Annotated in this window: 19 protein-coding genes and 1 tRNA gene; 11 read left to right on the top strand and 9 right to left on the bottom strand. The window is 40.8% G+C overall.

Features of this window, described 5'->3' with window-relative positions; translation table 11 throughout:
• Nucleotides 1–147: 147 nt before the first annotated feature.
• Nucleotides 148–1,581 (top strand): glycogen synthase, encoded by a 1,434-nt coding sequence (locus B7990_RS08020; protein ID WP_088640461.1) that lies wholly within the window; start codon nucleotides 148–150, stop codon nucleotides 1,579–1,581.
• A tRNA-Ile gene (locus tag B7990_RS08015) sits at nucleotides 1,572–1,645 on the top strand. Before B7990_RS08020 ends, B7990_RS08015 begins: the two co-directional genes overlap by 10 nt.
• A 59-nt stretch (nucleotides 1,646–1,704) precedes the next feature.
• Here the strand turns inward: B7990_RS08015 and B7990_RS08010 are convergent.
• Nucleotides 1,705–3,150, bottom strand: a complete 1,446-nt coding sequence (locus tag B7990_RS08010; RefSeq protein ID WP_088640460.1) for a sulfatase-like hydrolase/transferase — start codon at nucleotides 3,148–3,150, stop codon at nucleotides 1,705–1,707.
• Nucleotides 3,151–3,281: 131 nt separating this feature from the next.
• Between B7990_RS08010 and B7990_RS08005 the strand changes: the two genes are divergently transcribed.
• Together B7990_RS08005 and B7990_RS08000 are read left to right on the top strand one after the other, a co-directional pair.
• A complete protein-coding gene (locus tag B7990_RS08005) occupies nucleotides 3,282–3,773 on the top strand; it encodes a type II secretion system protein (RefSeq protein WP_088640459.1) in 492 nt (163 codons plus the stop codon).
• 474 nt (nucleotides 3,774–4,247) lie between these two features.
• The gene (locus B7990_RS08000) at nucleotides 4,248–4,853 is read left to right on the top strand and encodes a hypothetical protein (protein WP_088640458.1); all 606 of its coding nucleotides are present in this window, start codon (nucleotides 4,248–4,250) and stop codon (nucleotides 4,851–4,853) included.
• A gap of 242 nt (nucleotides 4,854–5,095) precedes the next feature.
• Here B7990_RS08000 and B7990_RS07995 read toward each other — a convergent pair whose 3' ends face one another.
• Nucleotides 5,096–5,281: a hypothetical protein gene (locus B7990_RS07995; RefSeq protein WP_088640457.1), complete on the bottom strand. Its 186-nt coding sequence runs from the start codon at nucleotides 5,279–5,281 to the stop codon at nucleotides 5,096–5,098.
• 333 nt (nucleotides 5,282–5,614) lie between these two features.
• Between B7990_RS07995 and B7990_RS15220 the strand changes: the two genes are divergently transcribed.
• From B7990_RS15220 to B7990_RS07980, 3 genes are all read left to right on the top strand, one after another.
• On the top strand, nucleotides 5,615–5,836 hold the full coding sequence (locus tag B7990_RS15220; RefSeq protein ID WP_088640456.1) for a helix-turn-helix transcriptional regulator: 222 nt from the start codon (nucleotides 5,615–5,617) through the stop codon (nucleotides 5,834–5,836).
• A complete protein-coding gene (locus B7990_RS07985; protein ID WP_088640455.1) occupies nucleotides 5,833–7,062 on the top strand; it encodes a type II toxin-antitoxin system HipA family toxin in 1,230 nt (409 codons plus the stop codon). The genes B7990_RS15220 and B7990_RS07985 overlap by 4 nt, the downstream gene beginning before the upstream one ends.
• Nucleotides 7,063–7,126: 64 nt before the next feature.
• Nucleotides 7,127–7,528, top strand: a complete 402-nt coding sequence (locus B7990_RS07980; protein WP_088640454.1) for a hypothetical protein — start codon at nucleotides 7,127–7,129, stop codon at nucleotides 7,526–7,528.
• A gap of 271 nt (nucleotides 7,529–7,799) precedes the next feature.
• Here B7990_RS07980 and B7990_RS07975 read toward each other — a convergent pair whose 3' ends face one another.
• Complete coding sequence (locus B7990_RS07975; RefSeq protein ID WP_088640453.1) at nucleotides 7,800–8,030, bottom strand: hypothetical protein; 231 nt, start codon at nucleotides 8,028–8,030, stop codon at nucleotides 7,800–7,802.
• 154 nt (nucleotides 8,031–8,184) lie between these two features.
• Between B7990_RS07975 and B7990_RS07970 the strand changes: the two genes are divergently transcribed.
• Nucleotides 8,185–8,382, top strand: a complete 198-nt coding sequence (locus tag B7990_RS07970; RefSeq protein ID WP_254917397.1) for a hypothetical protein — start codon at nucleotides 8,185–8,187, stop codon at nucleotides 8,380–8,382.
• Nucleotides 8,383–8,517: 135 nt separating this feature from the next.
• Here the strand turns inward: B7990_RS07970 and B7990_RS07965 are convergent, their stop codons facing one another.
• Nucleotides 8,518–8,913, bottom strand: coding sequence for a hypothetical protein (locus tag B7990_RS07965; RefSeq protein WP_088640452.1), 396 nt, complete (start codon nucleotides 8,911–8,913; stop codon nucleotides 8,518–8,520).
• Nucleotides 8,914–8,999: 86 nt separating this feature from the next.
• On the opposite strand from B7990_RS07965, the gene B7990_RS07960 reads away from it, so the two are divergent.
• Nucleotides 9,000–9,221: a hypothetical protein gene (locus B7990_RS07960; protein WP_088640451.1), complete on the top strand. Its 222-nt coding sequence runs from the start codon at nucleotides 9,000–9,002 to the stop codon at nucleotides 9,219–9,221.
• A 56-nt stretch (nucleotides 9,222–9,277) separates the two neighbouring features.
• On the top strand, nucleotides 9,278–9,625 hold the full coding sequence (locus tag B7990_RS07955) for a putative toxin-antitoxin system toxin component, PIN family (RefSeq protein ID WP_173466963.1): 348 nt from the start codon (nucleotides 9,278–9,280) through the stop codon (nucleotides 9,623–9,625).
• A 148-nt stretch (nucleotides 9,626–9,773) separates the two neighbouring features.
• On the opposite strand, the gene B7990_RS07950 is transcribed toward B7990_RS07955, so the two are convergent.
• Nucleotides 9,774–10,757 carry an Rpn family recombination-promoting nuclease/putative transposase gene (locus B7990_RS07950; protein ID WP_254917396.1) on the bottom strand — a complete coding sequence of 328 codons (984 nt, stop codon included), beginning with the start codon at nucleotides 10,755–10,757 and terminating at the stop codon, nucleotides 9,774–9,776.
• A gap of 209 nt (nucleotides 10,758–10,966) precedes the next feature.
• On the opposite strand from B7990_RS07950, the gene B7990_RS07945 reads away from it, so the two are divergent.
• A complete protein-coding gene (locus B7990_RS07945) occupies nucleotides 10,967–12,007 on the top strand; it encodes an acyltransferase family protein (RefSeq protein ID WP_088640449.1) in 1,041 nt (346 codons plus the stop codon).
• Here B7990_RS07945 and B7990_RS07940 read toward each other — a convergent pair.
• The 4 genes from B7990_RS07940 to B7990_RS15175 form a co-directional block, all read right to left on the bottom strand.
• The gene (locus B7990_RS07940) at nucleotides 12,004–13,482 is read right to left on the bottom strand and encodes a sulfatase-like hydrolase/transferase (protein WP_176407249.1); all 1,479 of its coding nucleotides are present in this window, start codon (nucleotides 13,480–13,482) and stop codon (nucleotides 12,004–12,006) included. The two genes, B7990_RS07945 and B7990_RS07940, sit on opposite strands and share 4 nt — an antisense overlap.
• A 45-nt stretch (nucleotides 13,483–13,527) precedes the next feature.
• The gene (locus tag B7990_RS07935; RefSeq protein WP_088640447.1) at nucleotides 13,528–15,633 is read right to left on the bottom strand and encodes a hypothetical protein; all 2,106 of its coding nucleotides are present in this window, start codon (nucleotides 15,631–15,633) and stop codon (nucleotides 13,528–13,530) included.
• A 21-nt stretch (nucleotides 15,634–15,654) separates the two neighbouring features.
• Entirely contained in the window at nucleotides 15,655–17,082 is a 1,428-nt protein-coding gene (locus B7990_RS07930) for a sulfatase-like hydrolase/transferase (RefSeq protein WP_088640446.1), read from the bottom strand.
• Nucleotides 17,083–17,186: 104 nt separating this feature from the next.
• Nucleotides 17,187–17,690: a type IV pilin protein gene (locus B7990_RS15175; RefSeq protein ID WP_088640445.1), complete on the bottom strand. Its 504-nt coding sequence runs from the start codon at nucleotides 17,688–17,690 to the stop codon at nucleotides 17,187–17,189.
• Nucleotides 17,691–17,995: the final 305 nt, after the last annotated feature.

The raw sequence follows: 17,995 nt of genomic DNA, 5'->3' as shown, positions 1-17,995 counted from the left end.
TCAGATGAAGTTTTATTAGAAAATATTGAAAAGGACTCTTTATCAGGTTAAAAAATAAAATACACCCTTTCAGTTGAAATTTAAATAAATAAATTTATACATACTTACTTTTGTAGGTAAATTTTTATTTGGAGTGCACAAAAAACAATGAATATACTCGTCGTAACTCCAGAAGCGGGAAATTGGAAGGTCCCAAGCCCTCTCGCAACTGCAGTGAACTGCATGACAACCGCATTTGCCAATGCCGGCTCCAATGTCATTACCTGTTCACCGTTCTATAAAGACCATATTGTAGATCCCGACAAGTATCATTGCGTTTACAAGGGCGTCGAAGCATTGCAGAACAAGCCGTTCGAAGTCTGGCGTTCCGACGAAGACCCGCTCCATACCTATATATATAATGAGGAATATTTCGGCAGGCCCTACGTCTATGGACCGCCGCACTCGCTCCCCTACAGCGACAACCACCTGAGATTCGCCATGTTTGCCTCCGCCGTGCTCACATACAGCGCACAAAGCGGCATCGAGTTCCAGGCGATTCTCGGACACGAATGGGGCGGAGCCCTTGTCGGCGCCCTCTGCCACACGGTCTATCAAGAAACATTCCACAACATCCCGTTTTTCTTCAACGTCCATAACATCACCTACGACTTCCATGTGCAGCCGAGCGAAATCGAAAAGATCGGCCTTCCGCGCAAGGACTTCAACATGGACGGCTATGAATTCTGGGGCAAGGTGAGCCTCCTCAAGGCAGGCATCCTGTACGCGAACAAGGTGCTGTTCCCGTCGTCGGGCTACCGCGACGCCATGCTCAATACGAACCTCCCAGGCGGACTCAGCGGATTCTTGAACCGCAACAGCGACAAGCTCCTCGGCATCCAGTTCGGCGTAAACTACAAGTTCTGGGACTTCAACGACACGGCCAGGCTCCCGATCAAGGAAGCCAAGCGTGGCGCAAAGGCAAGCCTCGGGCGCCAGTTCGACATGGACCTCTCGAACAAGCTGATCATTTACAGCCACATGGACATGGAATCGGGCAACGCCTCCGAAACGCTTGCGACAATCCTTTCGGACATCGCCAAGCAGAACGTGCTCATCATCGTAGGCATGTCGCCAGAACATCCCGAGTGGAACTACTACCAGGAAGTTTCGCACCAGTACAGCAACTTCGTCCGCATCCTCCAGTTCGATTCCGAAGAAGCGAACAACAGAGAAAAATTGCGCGACACGCTTGCCGCATCTGACATTTTGTTCGCAGCCAACCTCCAGGAGCCGTCCGCCTCGATCATCCTCAAGGCGATGGCCGCAGGCACACTCCCACTCACGGGCAGGAACGTAGGCATCGCAAGCATGCTCACCGACTACACGCTCGAAACCGCCGGCGAAGCAAACGCGTTCCTCGTCGATGACGCAAACGCGCCGCACCAGATGTTGCGCCGCATCAAGGACGCGATCAACGTGTACAATACGGAAGTCGCCGATTGGGACAAATGCGTTGTGAACGCCTACAGCGGCTTCCATTACGAATGGGCAAAGACAATTTCAAAATATTTACTAACTTTGGGTGAGCTGGGGCTTTAGCTCAATCGGTTAGAGCGTCGGACTCATAACCCGTTGGTTCCCGGTTCAAGTCCGGGAGGCCCCACTAATAGCGCTATCTCACAAAGGTAGCGCTATTTTTTGTGCGTAAAAAACAGAACAAGTTCAATTCAGAATAACAAGCGGAACCCATCTAAAGTAGAACGACTGCACAAAGTCCGACTGTTCTATGGACACCATCGGCCGGTGGTCGCCGCGAACGATAAACCTGTACTCAGGGTGCTTTTCAGCAAGCCGAGCAATCATCCGCAACGTATTCTCTTGCAACGTGAAGTACGTGCAGTCCACATCGGAAAGCGAAAAGATCTTGCAGAAATAGGACTTCTCGAACATGCCAGACCATTCATACAGCGGATGCGCATCCAACGTCGTCCAATAAACAAACTTAGGCGTAGGTTCGCTGAGGAGAGAATCTATATATACAATCATCGCCGAATCGCAAATTCCTACGAAGCCGTTTCGGCAGCTCGGCAGCCCTTGCGCCTCGAACTGCTCCTTGAAGAGCATCTTGTCAAAACCGAATTTCGAATAGTTTTCTCCACGAGCATAGAACTCGCTATCGTAGCCATGGACATACCACGTCTGCAAATGATGCTCCTTAAATTTCAAGGGCAAAGGCTCCTCTCGAATCTTACCGCGCAAAGCGCCAAAGTCTTCCCATTCCGACCCCTGCGTATGCGAAGCATTGCGCGGATAAAGCCCCAAGAAGCGGGCATGCGAATACGCAAACGGCGAAAGCAAAGCCCTCGTCTGGTCCAGCGATTTCTTTACGCCATAGCTTTCCACAAGAATCATGACCGTCGGCTTTGAAAAATCTTCGACAACAGATTTTTCTTTTTCCCAAACCGGATACGCACTCCTGATATCGTCATTCAAAATCGTATTGTGCCGCGAAACTCCAGGCATGCAAAACTGATGGAACCACTTATATACCGTAAAATCAAGAATCGGCTGCTGCGGCTTCAAAAAATTCAGGCCGGCATTTAAAAGCAACACAGAGACAACAACGGCAAAGCCCGCCCGATGCGAAAGCTCCACCCTACGCGCACCCCACAGAACCTTCCGCGCAAAAAGAAGTTCCAGCGAAACAACGAGCGGAGGCACAACAATAAAAAGCAGCGCACCCCACCAGAAAAATTTCGCCAGGCCCCATGCATCCGGGAGCGTCAAAAGCACCGAAGAGTAAAAGAAATTTTCAGCATCGGCCAGAACAAACAAAAGCGCAAACAGCGCATACACCGGGAGCAAGAACCGGCACCGCCGAGGAACCACGGACGCAACAAGAATCATCAGCGCATAAAAAATCAAAGTCGCATAGGAGCAAGCCGAATGATCAACAGCGGCCCACACAGCGGCAGGCGCCAAAAAAGCCAGCTTATAAGAAAAATTAAAACGCGGCAAAAGCAAGAGGACCATCAAAAACAGGACATCTGCCGACAAAATCCCATGCAACTGCGGAGAATCATAAACCCTGCACGCCACATACGCAAAAAACGCAGCCACAAGCGCAGGCAAGACAAAATACAGAATGTTTAATTTTCTCCGCAACATATCACCCGCTCCACATGATAAAATAAACTACATAAAACAAAGCCGATGAAATATGAAAATTTTTTATTCAATCTGTATTTCTTGCTCCAAAATATCTTATTTTTTAAACAGAAACATCATTATGGAGTACTATGGAAAAGCAAGGATTTTCCATTATTGAATTGATGGTCGCCCTCGTCATCATGGGCGTCCTCGCGGCGGTTGCGGTCCCGAAACTTTTCGGCATGATCGACAAGTCCAAAGCAGCAGAAATCAGCCTCGCCGCAGGCACCTACATAAAGCTACAGGACATCTATTCTTTCGAGCATCACAAAGGCGGCAGCTGGCAAGCCATCGGGTATAAATCCCCCGCCGGAAACTCCACAGGCAAGGCAAGGACATCCGTTTTCGAATACGACGCCTCCGAAAGCACATACAACTGGTCCGCAGAATCCATCGTAAATTTGAACGAATGCCCCAAAGGCAGAATATGGTTTGTCAACTACAAGCTAGAGACAAACAACCACGCCATTTACTGGGCATCATCCGACGACGTGGCAAACTGCAGCGGAGCGTTAACCCCCAAATTCAGCAACTTAAGCACAACCGCCACAGCCATCACATCCGCAGGCGGGATGGAGTAATTTAAATCCCGTACGGCAAGTTTACTTTACGATGAAAAGCAAAAGTATTGGAGCTACGGTCCATCGTACATTGCGGAAATGTACAAGAAAGAAATGGCAAAATAAATTTGTGCGATAAAACTTTAAAATTCCCACTTTGAATCAAAGCCTAGAATTCGTTCGCATTGGACGTTTTTTATCATGTTCATCTGCGAAAGACGATTCTCGGTGAATTTATCATCACACGGAACAGATAGCGGAGTCTCGCGAATATCCTCTACGCATTTCTTGAGCGAGTCTCCCTATTCATAAGAGTGTAGATTAAATTTTGCATATCCTTACATGATATAGAATATTTCGGGAAAGAAGTCAACCTTGCCGACGCAGAACTGATTGTAAAGACCGATTTCATCCCGATAAACACATTTTTTTATTCTTCATCCATCAACTTTCATATTGCTAGATAGTATAACTTTTATTATATTTTCTAGCAATATGAAAAAAACTCTTGAAAATGCTCAAAAACTACTTGAATTCGCCCCGAAAGTGGGTGGAGTATTTTCGCTATCGGAGCTAAGCTCCCTTTTTAACATATCTAGTCAACAAATGCTTTGGATTAAAATCAAGCAATTTGAAGAGGCAGATTTGCTAAAGCGCTATTCTCGTGGCATTTATGTAACCCAGAACTTCGATCCTATGATTCTTTCGGCAAAAGTTCGCACGGATTCATATGTTTCTTTCGGTTCGGCTTTAGCGTTTTATAAGTTAATCGGCACAGAAAGCCCATTTTTAATCAGTTGCATCGTCACATCAAAGGCCAGTGAATATAAAGGTGATGTAAATATCTCGTACGCCAAAATATCAAAGAACATGTTCTTCGGGACGAAGATTCTTGAAAATGGAGTACGGATCGCAACTGCAGAAAAGGCGGTCCTTGACACGCTCTATTTTTATCAGCACAAAAAAACATTTTACTTTAATGTTTTTCAAGACATTAATTTTTCAACGTTATCAAAAGAAATTTTGGATTCGTATTTGGAACATTACGCCAATCCAAGATTCAAAGCATTTGTAAGGAACACCGTTTATGGAGAACTTTAAAAGCACCGAAGCCCTATTGTCGTGGATTGTTGATTTTTTCGCTCAAAAATTTGGCAATTCCGCAATTTTGAAAGGAGGCATGTGAGAGCTTGACGGAAAGCTCTTTCTCAGAACTTGTTCCGTTACTGGATGCTGTCGAACTCGCTGGGCTATCTTTCAGAATGAGACCATCCATATTAGCGCTTTGTGATAAGATGACAAAGCAGTCACTCTAATTGCACCGATGTTGGTAAAGTTCGGAGTCAATGCCGAGAATTTTTTTGCAGTTCCAATACTTTTTCTTTGGGCAAATGCGAATACTTCACGATTTTTTCAATAGGCACGTTGTCGGCAAGCATATCAAGCGCCGTCGCAGTACGCTCGCCATCACGCCCCTTTTCGAAGCTTTCATCAATAGCGTCACTATATGCGTAGAGGAAATCTTTCATATTCGCCTGCCTGATTAAGAGTTCGTCGCTTATTAAACTTGGTTAGGTCTACAATAATATATTAATATTTGACCGCAATCTGTCAAAGAAACCAACGCAGGATCGTTCCAATACACAGCTACAGTTCCCGCCGATGGCGAAGTCCTAACCCCGACATTTACCCAGATAGTGCATTGATTATAGGCGTTTAACTGTGAGGAAAATATTCCCGTTCGGGAATATTTTCTGCTTTTATAAGCCCCGATTTTGACGATATTCCCGTTCGGGAAAATTTTTGCATTTTCAAGCCCAAATTTCGTTGATATTCCCGTTCGGGAATATTATATTTGAAATATGGATGTCGCTAGCATAAAAAATATATCTGATGTAATCCGTAATCGCAGAAAGAGTTTGAACCTCACTCAAGCGGACTGTGCCGCTTTTTGTGGTGTCGGAATTCGGTTCCTCTCGGATTTGGAAAACGGCAAAGAGTCGCTTCACTTGGGAAAAGTTCTTCAGGTGATGAAAATGCTTGGTTTGAAATTGCATATTTCTGAAAATGAGGCTGAAAAGTGAAACTATCTGTATACTTGGGTGACCGTCTGGCTGGATATCTGTCATCCACCGCAGAAAAGGGTGTCGTTTTTTCGTATGACGACGCATACATAAACGCAGGAAAAATTCCCTTGTCGCTTTCGCTCCCGCTTGACAAAACCGAATTTTCTCAGAAGGAATGTCTTCCGTTCTTTGAGGGGCTGTTGCCTGAAGGAGACGTAAAAAAAAGGATTTCTGAATACCTGCACATATCAGAAACAAGTACATTCAAACTGTTAAAGGAACTCGGCGGTGAATGCGCTGGATTGATTTCGATTTTACCGGAACACGAGTCGAACAAAATAAAAAATACCTATGAATTTTCTCCAGACAACTATGATCTGTTAGCTGAGAAAAAATTAGCAGAGTATATTCAGAATATAAATACACGCCCTTTGTTGAAAGCGAAGGATAAACTCCGTTTATCGCTTGCCGGTGCGCAAGAAAAACTTCCGTTGACATATATGGATGGCAAGTTTTACTTGCCCAAAAATGGTGCGCCGTCAACGCACATTGTAAAGCCAACCGGGATTGGTGAGTTGTCAAATCTTTCGGCGAACGAGTATATATGTTCCAAGCTTGCTGAAAATTGTGGACTGCCGACATCTAAAACAGAACTCAAGCAGATGTACGGAACCGAGTTTCTTTTAATTGAGCGTTACGACCGTGTTCACGAAAAAAATTCTATTTCAAGAATTCATCAGGAAGACGCGTGTCAAGCTTTGGGTATATTGAGCGATCGAAAATATCAAAATGACGGAGGCCCAAGCCTAGTTGATATTTATAACCTTGTAAAAAATAATACGACCATTCCGATTACGGAAACACGAAAGTTCATTCAGTATGCGATTTTCAATCTCGTAATTGGCAACTGCGATGCACATGGGAAAAACTATTCCTTGGTATTTCGCGATAAGAAGGTTCAACTAGCTCCGATATACGATACCGTTAGCACGATCATTTATCCAAATCTTACCCGTAAAGTTTCTATGAAATTCGGAAAACATTACGAATTCAAAAAAATAAACCGTGAAGATCTGGAACTATTGGCAAGCCAACTTGCGTTAAAACCCAAAACTATTTTGAGCTGTTACGATGAAATTATAGCCAAGCTGAGTGATGCGTTCAATATGATTAAAGAAGATCCTTCGTTAAAAGCTCACTCAGCTACTATTGAACTCATAGAGAAAAATATTTTGAGGATATAAGAGAAACGCTGTTTGTATTTCGAGAACTGTACTAAGAAATGGTAAGGTATTAGACGGATACTACGTGAAGTTGCAGGATGCTTATGCATCTGAAGCGAACAAGGTCGGCTCTTGGAAGTTAATCGGTTACGTCGCTCCGGGTGCAAAGTCCGCTGGCGATATTGGTGAAACCACAAACTTCAAGTATTATGCAGGTACTTCTCCTGCAATTGCTGATGCTGAAGGTAAGGCTCTTAGTGGAGACGACGCTTTTGCAGAAGAAGCCGTTTGGGGTGCTGTTAATGTTGCTGCTTTGAACGAATGCGCTATTCAGACTGCAACAACTGCAGCTGCTGCAAACTGGAAAGTTTCCGCAAAAGCTGCTAGCAACGGAAATAGCTTGCTTTACAAGGCTGAAGTCTCTACAAACTGCAAGCCACTTACTCCGACCTTCGATGCCCTCTCTTCTAAGGGTTACGACGACTAATTTTATTTAGAAGTTCACGGCCCACCCATCAGGGTGGGCTTTTTCTTTTTAAGTAGAATTTTTTTATGTCATATATGAATCCAGAAGACGTTACTTCCCCTCAAGACCATTTATCTTCGGTAGATGTCATTTACAATGGCGGTGGAGGTTCCTATGCTGTTGTAGGCGTCTAAGTTTCTATTTTCAATTTTTTCAAATAGTGTACTTGTCGCTTGGGTAGAATCTCGATCAAATAGAAAATCAAGAATAACATTTGTATCTACAAAGACTTTCATAAGCGGTATTTTTCATCCAAAGCCTCTGTGCGCAGCGTGTCGTAATTCTCGTTAGACGACAGAATCCCTTTTAGGGAACGAAGGGATTTTTTTGTTTTATGCTCGTCTCGTTCCAAATCCAAAAGAAGCCTCTCTATCAAGGCGTTCCTTTGAACGTCGCTTAAAGAACGTATAAGCACTGCGTATGCATCAACTACATCCATTTCTTCTAGTGTTGCTGTCGCCATAATAGACCTCTTTTTAATAAAAATACATTCTTTGTCTTTTTTTTTGCAAACCTATTGAATACTAATCCTCTGCTTTTAACGGATTGATAGATATATTGACGAGGAATCAGCCATTTTTTATTTTTCTTTTGGATTAAGTGAGGTCTTGTTTGCTATGAAAGATTTCCTCTACGCATATAGTGATTCCATTGACGAAAGCTTTGAAAAGGGGCGGAATAACGAGCGTGAAGCTATTGCACACGATATGCTTGCCGACAACGTGCCTATTGAAAAAATCGTGAAGTATTCGCATTTGCCCAAAGAAAAAGTATTGGAACTGCAGAAGACGATGGCGGCTAAGGCGGCAAAATAATCGTAATTTGACTAATTTTATGTGTGAAGCCATCTCTTGAATGAGTTGGCTTTTTTAAATGTTGCTAGGTTGCAAAAAAAAGAGAACCCCGATTGGAGTTCTCTTTTTAAGCTTTAATCGTAATGCTATTACGGATTATTCCTTAGCAGCCTTGGTACCGATGTTTTCAAAATTCGGAGTCAACGGCTTGCAATCATCACTAGAATAGGTGTTTGCATAAGTCACACCTGTGGTTGCGCCAGTGACTGCGATAGACCATGTAGCTTTTTCTGGGCAGTCATTTAATGCTGTAAGAGCTTCAGCAACCCATGCGCCTGTTTGAGCTTCGGCACCTTCAGCCTTCAATTCAACAGCGTCACTCATACCACCGGTGTATTTGAAAACGGTAGAAGAAAATTCATTTGCCGTCTTTTTGGTGCCCGGAGCTGTGTAGCCGATAAGAGCCCAAGTGCCAAGCTTATTGGATTCTGCGGCGTAAGCATCCTGCAACTTCACGTAGAATCTAAGGAAAATGAGTGAAAAAGACTTCATAGAATCTCATGAACACTGGGGGAAAATTGCATCAAAGCCTCAAAAATGTATATTAGAATTGGGTAGTTCTCAAAAAGGCGTTTAATATGACTCTAACGGAAATAAATCCAGCACAAATGCTGATATTAAAATCATTTGCCAGCGTTTCCAGCGAAGAGGAACTTAGCGCCTTAATGAAAACGCTTAAAAAATTCTATGCACAGCGTTTGGAAAATGAGTTGGACCGCTTGTGGACTGATGGATCATTAGACCAAAAACGACTTGACGAACTGCAAACTGAACATCTACGGACTCCATATCGTGGATAAATCATTGAAAGTCGTTATTGATACAAACGCCGTTTTGCAAATATTAGGACGCCATAGTGTGTATCCTTTATGAAAAATTCATAAATGAGGAGTATACGCTATGCCTTTCCAACGAAATAATGCATGAATATGAAGAAATTCTTGGTTCACATGCTTCGCCTCTAGTTGCAAACCTGTTTTTAAAGGTCCTTGAATTTTCTGAGAATGTAATCCATAAAGATCCTTTTTTCAAGCTCAACCTTATAAAAAAAGATCCCGACGATAACAAGTTTGTTGATTGCGCTTTCGCATGTCAGGCCGATTATATTGTGACAAATGATGCTCATTTTGCAGAACTCAAGCAAGTGGATTTTCCGATAATACAGCAAAAAACACTAGAAGAATTCGCTGCAGAAATGATGTAGTATTTTATAGTTTATTGCTAATCCACGCAAAAAAAAGAACCCCGATTGGAGTTCTCTTTTCATATCATTGTCTCTATCCATAATGGCAGAGCGAGCAATGTTTGCTATACCATCTGTCATTACGAAGCGCCGTAAAATATTTCAATCACTATTCTTTTATGCCGAGAACTTGTTCAACAGTAATGCCGAACGCATTTGCAATAACATCTGGAGCGACTTTTTGAGATAGCAGCGATTTTATCGCATTATCTCTTTTTTTCTCACCATCAATACGTTGCTTTTCTACACCCTTTTCGAAGCTTTCATCAATAGCGTCACTATATGCGTAGAGGAAATCTTTCATATTCGCCTGCCTGATTAAGAGTTCGTCGCTTGCCGTATCGCATTCAATTCGCCTCAAGGCATCTTCGAAAGTCGGATTGTCGAATTCCGGCAGCGAGCTTGAAGAACCCGCATTCTTCAAGATATAAAGCCAACGATCCTCGTCCGTTTCGAGCTTGTCTTTCAGCTTATTAAACTTGGTTAGGTCTACAATAATATACTTATTTTTTGCAGAAATTGGAACGCAGCCAACCCTGCCGATGCTGGACTGATTGTAAAGACCGATTTCATCCCGATAAACATTCTCCATAAACTGAACAGGATGATCCATGATCCAAATAGAATATATTTCTGGCAACTTGTAACGGAACTTTTCCTTTTTTGCGTCAGGAATATTCCGAAAGCCTATATCCTTGTTGTAGTCGTTCTTCGCCCTCAACAGCAAAAAAGCATTGTATATCATCATGCGGTCGATGTAATCGTTCAACTTGAGTTTTTGCATTTCGACATCAATCCGCTTTCCCGCTCTGGTCCTCGCTCCAATATCGAACTTGACTCGGTATGGCTCCGGCAGATGGAAAATTTCGTCCTGTTGAACCGTATAGGTCAGCGACTGAATTGCATTTTCGCCTTCAAAATGCAGAATTGCGTTCAAAAAGTTCATGAGCGCGTCTTCGCTGTCAAGCAGCGCCCTGAATGCGGGATCACACCGAGGATCGAGATACTTTTGCCCCTCGAACTTTTTCCTGGCACTTTCGACATCGTTTACACGGTCGTATGTTTCGAACAAGCACTCGTCATCTATATCCACTCTAAAATCTCCATCTTTTACGGACGAAGAAACATTCTCCGTCCATATAGATAACACGCTTTTTTCGGAGATTTTGGCCCTCTTTTTTTGTAAATTTCCAGTTTTCTCAGTATTACAGAAAAGAGTCGCAACAGAATTACTTACAGGTCATTCTTTTATAAAAAAGATTATATTCCATATCCGACAGCATATAAAGAAACGGTATTTTAATGGAAGAGTCATTGAGTCAACAAAAATTCGAAACGAATCGAGATGAATTATTTGATGTCCTAAAAGGAATCGCAATAATCTTGGTAATCGTTGGACATTGCCACTTAACGAAGCTCAGGCCAATAATTTACTCATTCCATATCCCTATATTCTTTTTCATTACTGGATACTTTCTAAAAATAAGACCCTTACGGCAAGAAATAACATTAAGCATCAAAAGACTTATCATTCCATACATTTTTACAGCAACCTGTATTTGCATTGCAACATTTATAAAAGAAGCCCTCAATTACGAAGATTCTGACGGTTCGCTATCATACAAAGCAATCGTAACACATTTAATTGGATTCAGAGGAAGCGTCGTTCCCCAATGGATTGGCAGTCACATTGATGTTCTTTGGTTCATCCTCGCTCTATTTTGGGCAAGAATAATATCAATCAGCCTTATAAAAAGAATCAAATCCAACATACTGCTTTTATTAGCATTTCTCTTTCTAGGAATAGCAGGTATTTTCCTGGACAAATCCATTTTTATCCCTTATTGCATATCACAAGGTCTATGCGCATCTAGTTTTATATTTGCGGGATATATAGCCAACAAATACAAAGTACTAGATTCAGAATATTCAAAAAAATATATTCCGATCTTAACGATTCTATGGATATACAGTTGGCATCAAGGCGCAATAAACATGGCTATTTGCAAATACAATGTAAACTATATACTAGCTTGGGGAGGAGCCTTAGGCGCCATCATCTTGTTATATAGTTCGACAAAAGCACTTTATACCAGCAATTCATTTCTTTGGAGAAGCCTTCTTTTCTGCGGGCGATTTAGCTTGATTATATTCTGCGTTCACGCTTTCGAATTTTCAATCTGCAATTGGAAATCTTTGGCCCTGACAAATTTTATTCCAATAGACTATTACAGCATATTCCTCATCATATGCCGTTTAACAATAGCCATCACATTCACATTTGTTTTCTTAAAAATAAAACCTATACGTGAAAATATTTTTCAACTTAAGAAATATTTTTAATTAAGATCTATTGCAGACACCCAACCATAATAGAAATTTGCGGACAAATCTTTTGTTCCTATGGTAGCCATGGGACGGTGATCTCCGTGAACAACAAATTTCACATCAGGGAATTTTTTAGCTAAATTCGAAACAGCTTTTAAAGACATTTCCTGATGTGTGTAAAAAACGCACTCACACTTAGATAAATTAAACTTATCGCACAGAGGAGACCTAACCTCGAAATTTTGCAGATCATACGGATAATGGGCGTCCAAAGTTGTCCAATAAACAAACATTTTATTCGGTCTACTCAGCAAAGAAGAAAGCCAGTCACTCATTGATGAATCACAGATTCCCGGATATCCATATTTACATGAAGCCAATCCCTTTCTTATAAAATCGCCTCTAAACAACAATGTATCAAAACCCAATTTTGGATAGCTTTGATCGCGTTCAAAGAAAGCGCTATCATATCCGTGTACATACCATGTTTGATACCCTGCCGCCTGATATCTTTCAGGAACAGTCATCGAGTTTTTATCACCGTTTGGCATTCCAAAATCTTCCCACTCAGCAGCTTGCGTATAAGCGGCTTTTCTTTCTAAAAGCCCTTTAAAATTCACGTTATTTTCAGAAAAAATCGAGAACAACGCACTATCTAGCTGAATATTTTTCGACACGCCCCAAGATTCGGCAAGAACAACAACAATTTTATCGTAATTCTTCATTGGATTTTTAAATGTAGTATCGGTGCATACGGGATACGCCTCTTTTATATTTTCCTGCAAGAAATGCTGTTCGCTTATATATTTTTCATTATCAAAAATACTGAAATAGGCCTTAGTTCCAAAATTAAGAAACTGAACTCGCCCCATGAAAGCACTGGAAAATAACCAGTTAAACAACAGAACCACCAAAAGAACGGCTATACAAAAAATTCTATATTCATTGTTATTTGACTTTACAAAGCAGCTTCGAGCCATGACCGTTGTCAATACTGTTTGTAAAACAGGAACTAATATAAACAACAACAGCCCCCAAATAAAGAACTTAGAGATATTAAACAATTCCACCAAAGTCATATTGAATGATACAAAGAACAAATGAGACCAATCCATTAAGATTAGGATTGACGAAAACAAGGCAAAGGCAGCTATATTAATTTTTTTTCGCTCTGGTATAAAATTAATTATTAGAAGGAACACTAACCATAAGCCAAACGTATAAAAATCAGACCACTGATCAAAATGGATTAAGCCACAAGAAACCTGAAATGTATTCTCGTAATAAAAAGACACGGCAAACAACACCAGAATCCAAACACTATTCCAGACGATAGATTTCCTAGGCAAAGCAAATAAAAAGAGCAATAGCAAAACATCTAGCGAAAATACACCTTGATTCGGCGTATTGCACATTTCAGATGCAAAATACGGAAATGCGGCCGCAATAAACGGAGAAATCAACATTACAGATAAGTTATTCTTTTTCAACAGTTCAAAAAAAATGTTTTACCTTACAAATCATTTTTTCCTCTTTTACTTCATCTTTTTTTCACACGAATACAAATACGCTTTTTTCTGCATTACATCTAACGGTATAGAATCCAACACAACATTCGGCAAATCGCAATCGCTCACGACATGAGTTATTTCGCCTTTCCCACACAAATAGCTTACACGGTCAAGTAGCGAATCTCTTTGTGAAAGGAATGAACCTGCAAAATTTCTGTATTGTGCATAATCAGACTGCACCCCTTTATCATTTTTCAACAAAAGATTATTGCGGCGGCGGTTTCCTTCACGATACTGTTTTTCGAAAAATACCGCCCCCGTTAAACTATTTTCATCATAATAACCACCATTCAAAAACTGCAATCTGGGCATTGCAACAGCAAAACCTTTTACATAATAAAAGACTTTGCCACGATCATTTATTTCAGGATGATGTTCAAATATATCGTAATTCACAAAAGAATCCATTTGTTTTTCAGAAACAACCATTTCTTCTGGGCGAGCATCCCAACGACAAAACGCAACAAGCAAACAAGTAATAATAAAAAATAAAATCGGGGCTATACTCAACTTAAATTTTCGTTGGGCAATAATACAGAACGAGAAAACGCCCCATAGAATAAGCACTAACACAAACGGCCCAGGAATCGGCATTAGAGTAAGGCGACCACCACCATTTAAAGCACCCTCTGCAATTGCAACAAGACTCAGTAAAACGAAATAAGATCTTTTTATTTTAGGAGAAATCCATGCAAAGGAAACAAACAAGGGCAACAATTGAAACGAAGGGAAAATACAAAAAGCGACAAGAGCGACGGACACTTCAATTCTTTTTTTATAAAACATATAAACAGCAATTGTCACTGACAATACGCTCTCAGCGAGAACTAAAGAATTTACTACTCGGTAAGCATCGCTCAAATTACGAAACATAATTAATGGCAAGCCTTCCAAATACATCTGAAGATACGTTTGATAGCACAAGGCAATCAAAGACGTAAAAAGAAACACAATCTGAAAGAGTTGCAACGGCAACGGACGTTCCTTGCGCAATACGAGAACCAGACCAAGAACCGCAAATTCGATCAAATGCATTGGCAAAAACAGAGCCAAAGCAAACACAGCCAACGCAAAATCATAGGTTGTAATATTTTTTGAAATCCGATACAGCTTATAACGGCTATATGCAAGCAATACAAACAAAGGCAATGTTATAACCTGGCAAATCCATTCTATACGGAAGCATTGAACCTGATATAAAAAAACATGATGCGCTAACCCGCCCCAAATCCACCAATAAACAGCGATACCGACAACAACAGCAACCGCTTGAGCAAACTTTTTAAGGAAATCATCCAGGACCATTCGCCCTACAAAAATTCCAAAGAAAGCTGAATAAATAACAAATTGAGCAATATCATCATACGAAGGTGCAAAATTAAACGGTCTTGTAAGCCAGCCTTCGGGATAAAAATTCAAAACACCTTTCCCTATAAATGCAGAAAAAGGCAGCAAAAATGACAAAACAACAACAGGCTTTAAAGTTACAGGGAAATACACAAACAGCCATAAAGGTAAGCCCCACCCGGCCATAAGAGGATGCATCAAGGCCCCAAGCAAGAAAAACAAAAGAGATTTAATCTTGCAATCTTTAAGCAAAAAAGCAATCCCTAAAATTCCAAACAACACAGATGCAAGTCTAGAAACAGCATAGCTTTCCACAAATCTTAAAAATTCCGTCTGCGAAAGCGGCATACCAAAAGCATAGATTCCCATGCACAAGAAGCAAAGTGCAACAGATGTCAGTAGTTTTTTATCAGCATATCTTTCCCAAAACACTTTTATGCAAAAGGCCCATGCAAAAGCAAATCCCATCTGCAACAAAAAACAAAGTATTCGAGAACCAGCTTCCACCCCAAATTGCAAAATAAAGAATCTATAAAGAGGCGTAAACAAGCTAAAAGAATCCTGATTTCCATAGGCAAACGCAATATCCCCAACAAATCGTTCAGGGAACATGCTATTTATAACCTGTAATACATACAACGGTCCATCTATAATAATGCCATTGTAGCGGTTTACGGCAAAGAAAAAAGGTATAGCTAAAAGAAACAGAAAAAAATTTTGCATGGAACTTCAGGAAATATTTTTTTAATTCACAACCACCATAGAAACCCAACGAGAATAGAACGAATTAACAAATTTACGTTCTTTAAAACTCACAATAGGGCGATGATCTCCTCTTATAATAAACCGATATTCAGGATGTCGGCTTGCAAGCCATGCGATATGTTTTGCTGTATTTTCTTGTAGTGTAAAATATATACACTCAAGATCCGTGAGTTTCATTGTAGAACATTTAAAAGATGGCTCTAATTTTTCAGCGAATTCATAAGGGGTATGGGCATCCAAAGTTGTCCAATAAATAAATTTGGGTTCAGAATCTGAAAGTAATGAATCTAGAAACCCAACCATCGAAGAATCACAAACACCAGCAAAACCATATTGACATTTTGCCAATCCATACGATTCTAAATCTTTTTTGAAAAGTAAACTGTCAAATCCGAATTTCGCATAATTATTTTGACGATCATAAAAATCACCATCATAACCATGAACATACCATGTTTGTAACCCCATCTTCTTAAATTTAGCAGGAATCGGCTCTTCAACAATTTTATTCTCAGGAGAGCCAAAATCTTCATACTCCGCACCTTGTGTATATCCTGCTTTTCGCGCCTTAAGACCAACAAAACTCTTTGAAACGGAATCATACGGTGCAAATAATTCTTGTGTAAACGGAATGCCCATTTTCACACCCCAGCTTTCTACAAGAATCATAACAGTTGGATGGCTGAAATCTGTAACAACATTCTTAGAATCATCCCAAACCGGAAAAGATTGCTTCATATTTTCATCGAGTAAATTTACATCTTCAAAATGTCTAAGAAATATTTTATAGAAATACAGTTTCTTTACGGGAAAATCCAAAACACTTTGTCGAGTCTGCATTTTTTCAATTCCTGCCCCCAGCAATAAAGAAGCCGCAACCAAGACAAACACAGTCTTGTGTGACAATTCAACACGACTTTCACACAGATAATTACGCGAAAACCATAACACCAAAAATGTATGTAATAAAGGAACAATAAAAAAGAGAAGTGGTCCCCACCAATAAAAAGATGCAAGCCCCCAAACATCGGAAATATGTAGAGAAAACGTAAAATTAAAGAAATTCTCGCAATCTACAACAAAAACAAGTAAAACACACAATCCATAAAAGGAAAGTAAGGGAATGCGTTTACGAGGAAGAAATACCGAAATCAGCAAAAGAATTGCAATAGTTATCGAATAAGCATAACAATCTTCTGTCCCCTGCCATATTCCAAATAACACGAGAACAAAAAAGAACGGTAATTTGTACAATAGTTTCCCTTGAGGAAGAGCTACCATCGCAACAAGAAAAAGAACTTCAGCCGAAATAAAACCATGTGACTGAGGAGTATCAAAAAAATTGAATGCTAAAAATGGTAAAAAAGCGGCAATTACAGGAGGAATAAACAAAAAAATCTTTGACATAAGCTTCAATAAAATTATTTGATATACTCATTAATTTTATTCAAATAAAAACAGCTCCCTCGTAAACGGGAGAGCTGTCTTTGCAAATCATATCAATTTGACAATTAGTTGCCAGCAGCAGCGCAGTTAGCCTTATTACCGCCAATATTGCAGTAGTTCGGAGTCAAAGCAGCGCAGTCACCAGTCGGGCCACCAGTCAACTTCGGAGTATAGACAGCAGCACCACCGGTAGAACCATTCTGGCTCACATCCAATGTCCAAACGCTATTAGCCTGGCAGTCATTCAATGCAGCCTTTGCAGCGGCGCTCCAAGCAACAGTCTTACCCGTAGCAAGAGCAATGTCAGCACCAGAGTTAAAACCGGAATAGGTGAATACTGTGGAAGCCGGATCAGCATAACCGATAGCCTTCCAGGAACCAATATACGTACCCTTTTCAGCAACATATGCATCCTGCAACTTCACGTAGGTTCCGGCTGCCGGGCCAACTTCAGAGGCCTTGGACTTAGCGATCATACCGAAGAGTTTCGGTACTGCGACGGCGGCGAGAATGCCCATGATAACGATCACGACCATCAATTCAATAAGGGTAAAACCTTGCTTCTTCATAGTGTATCTCCTTGTTTTTGTTACACATTCTTTTTTTTGAGCGTTATTGCTCGTTTACATTCAGTAATATATCCACTTTTTTTTCGAAAAGCAATACTTTTGTCAAACTTTTGTCACGTTTTTGTCATGACTCGGTTTACTCCATTACAAAAGTGGCTTTTTTTCGCAAAAAAACGCAAATAACAACCAAACTTCCGATGCACTATATATAGATAATTTTTTACGAAAAAAACATTTTCATCTGTTTTTTATATTCCAAATTGGAATATAAATTTCGGGAACGTGACGCCCATCACGCGTTTTTC

The sequence above is a fragment of the Fibrobacter sp. UWB4 genome (genome assembly GCF_002210345.1).
Classification (GTDB): Bacteria; Fibrobacterota; Fibrobacteria; order Fibrobacterales; family Fibrobacteraceae; genus Fibrobacter.
This window is presented reverse-complemented; position numbering and strand designations above follow the sequence as displayed.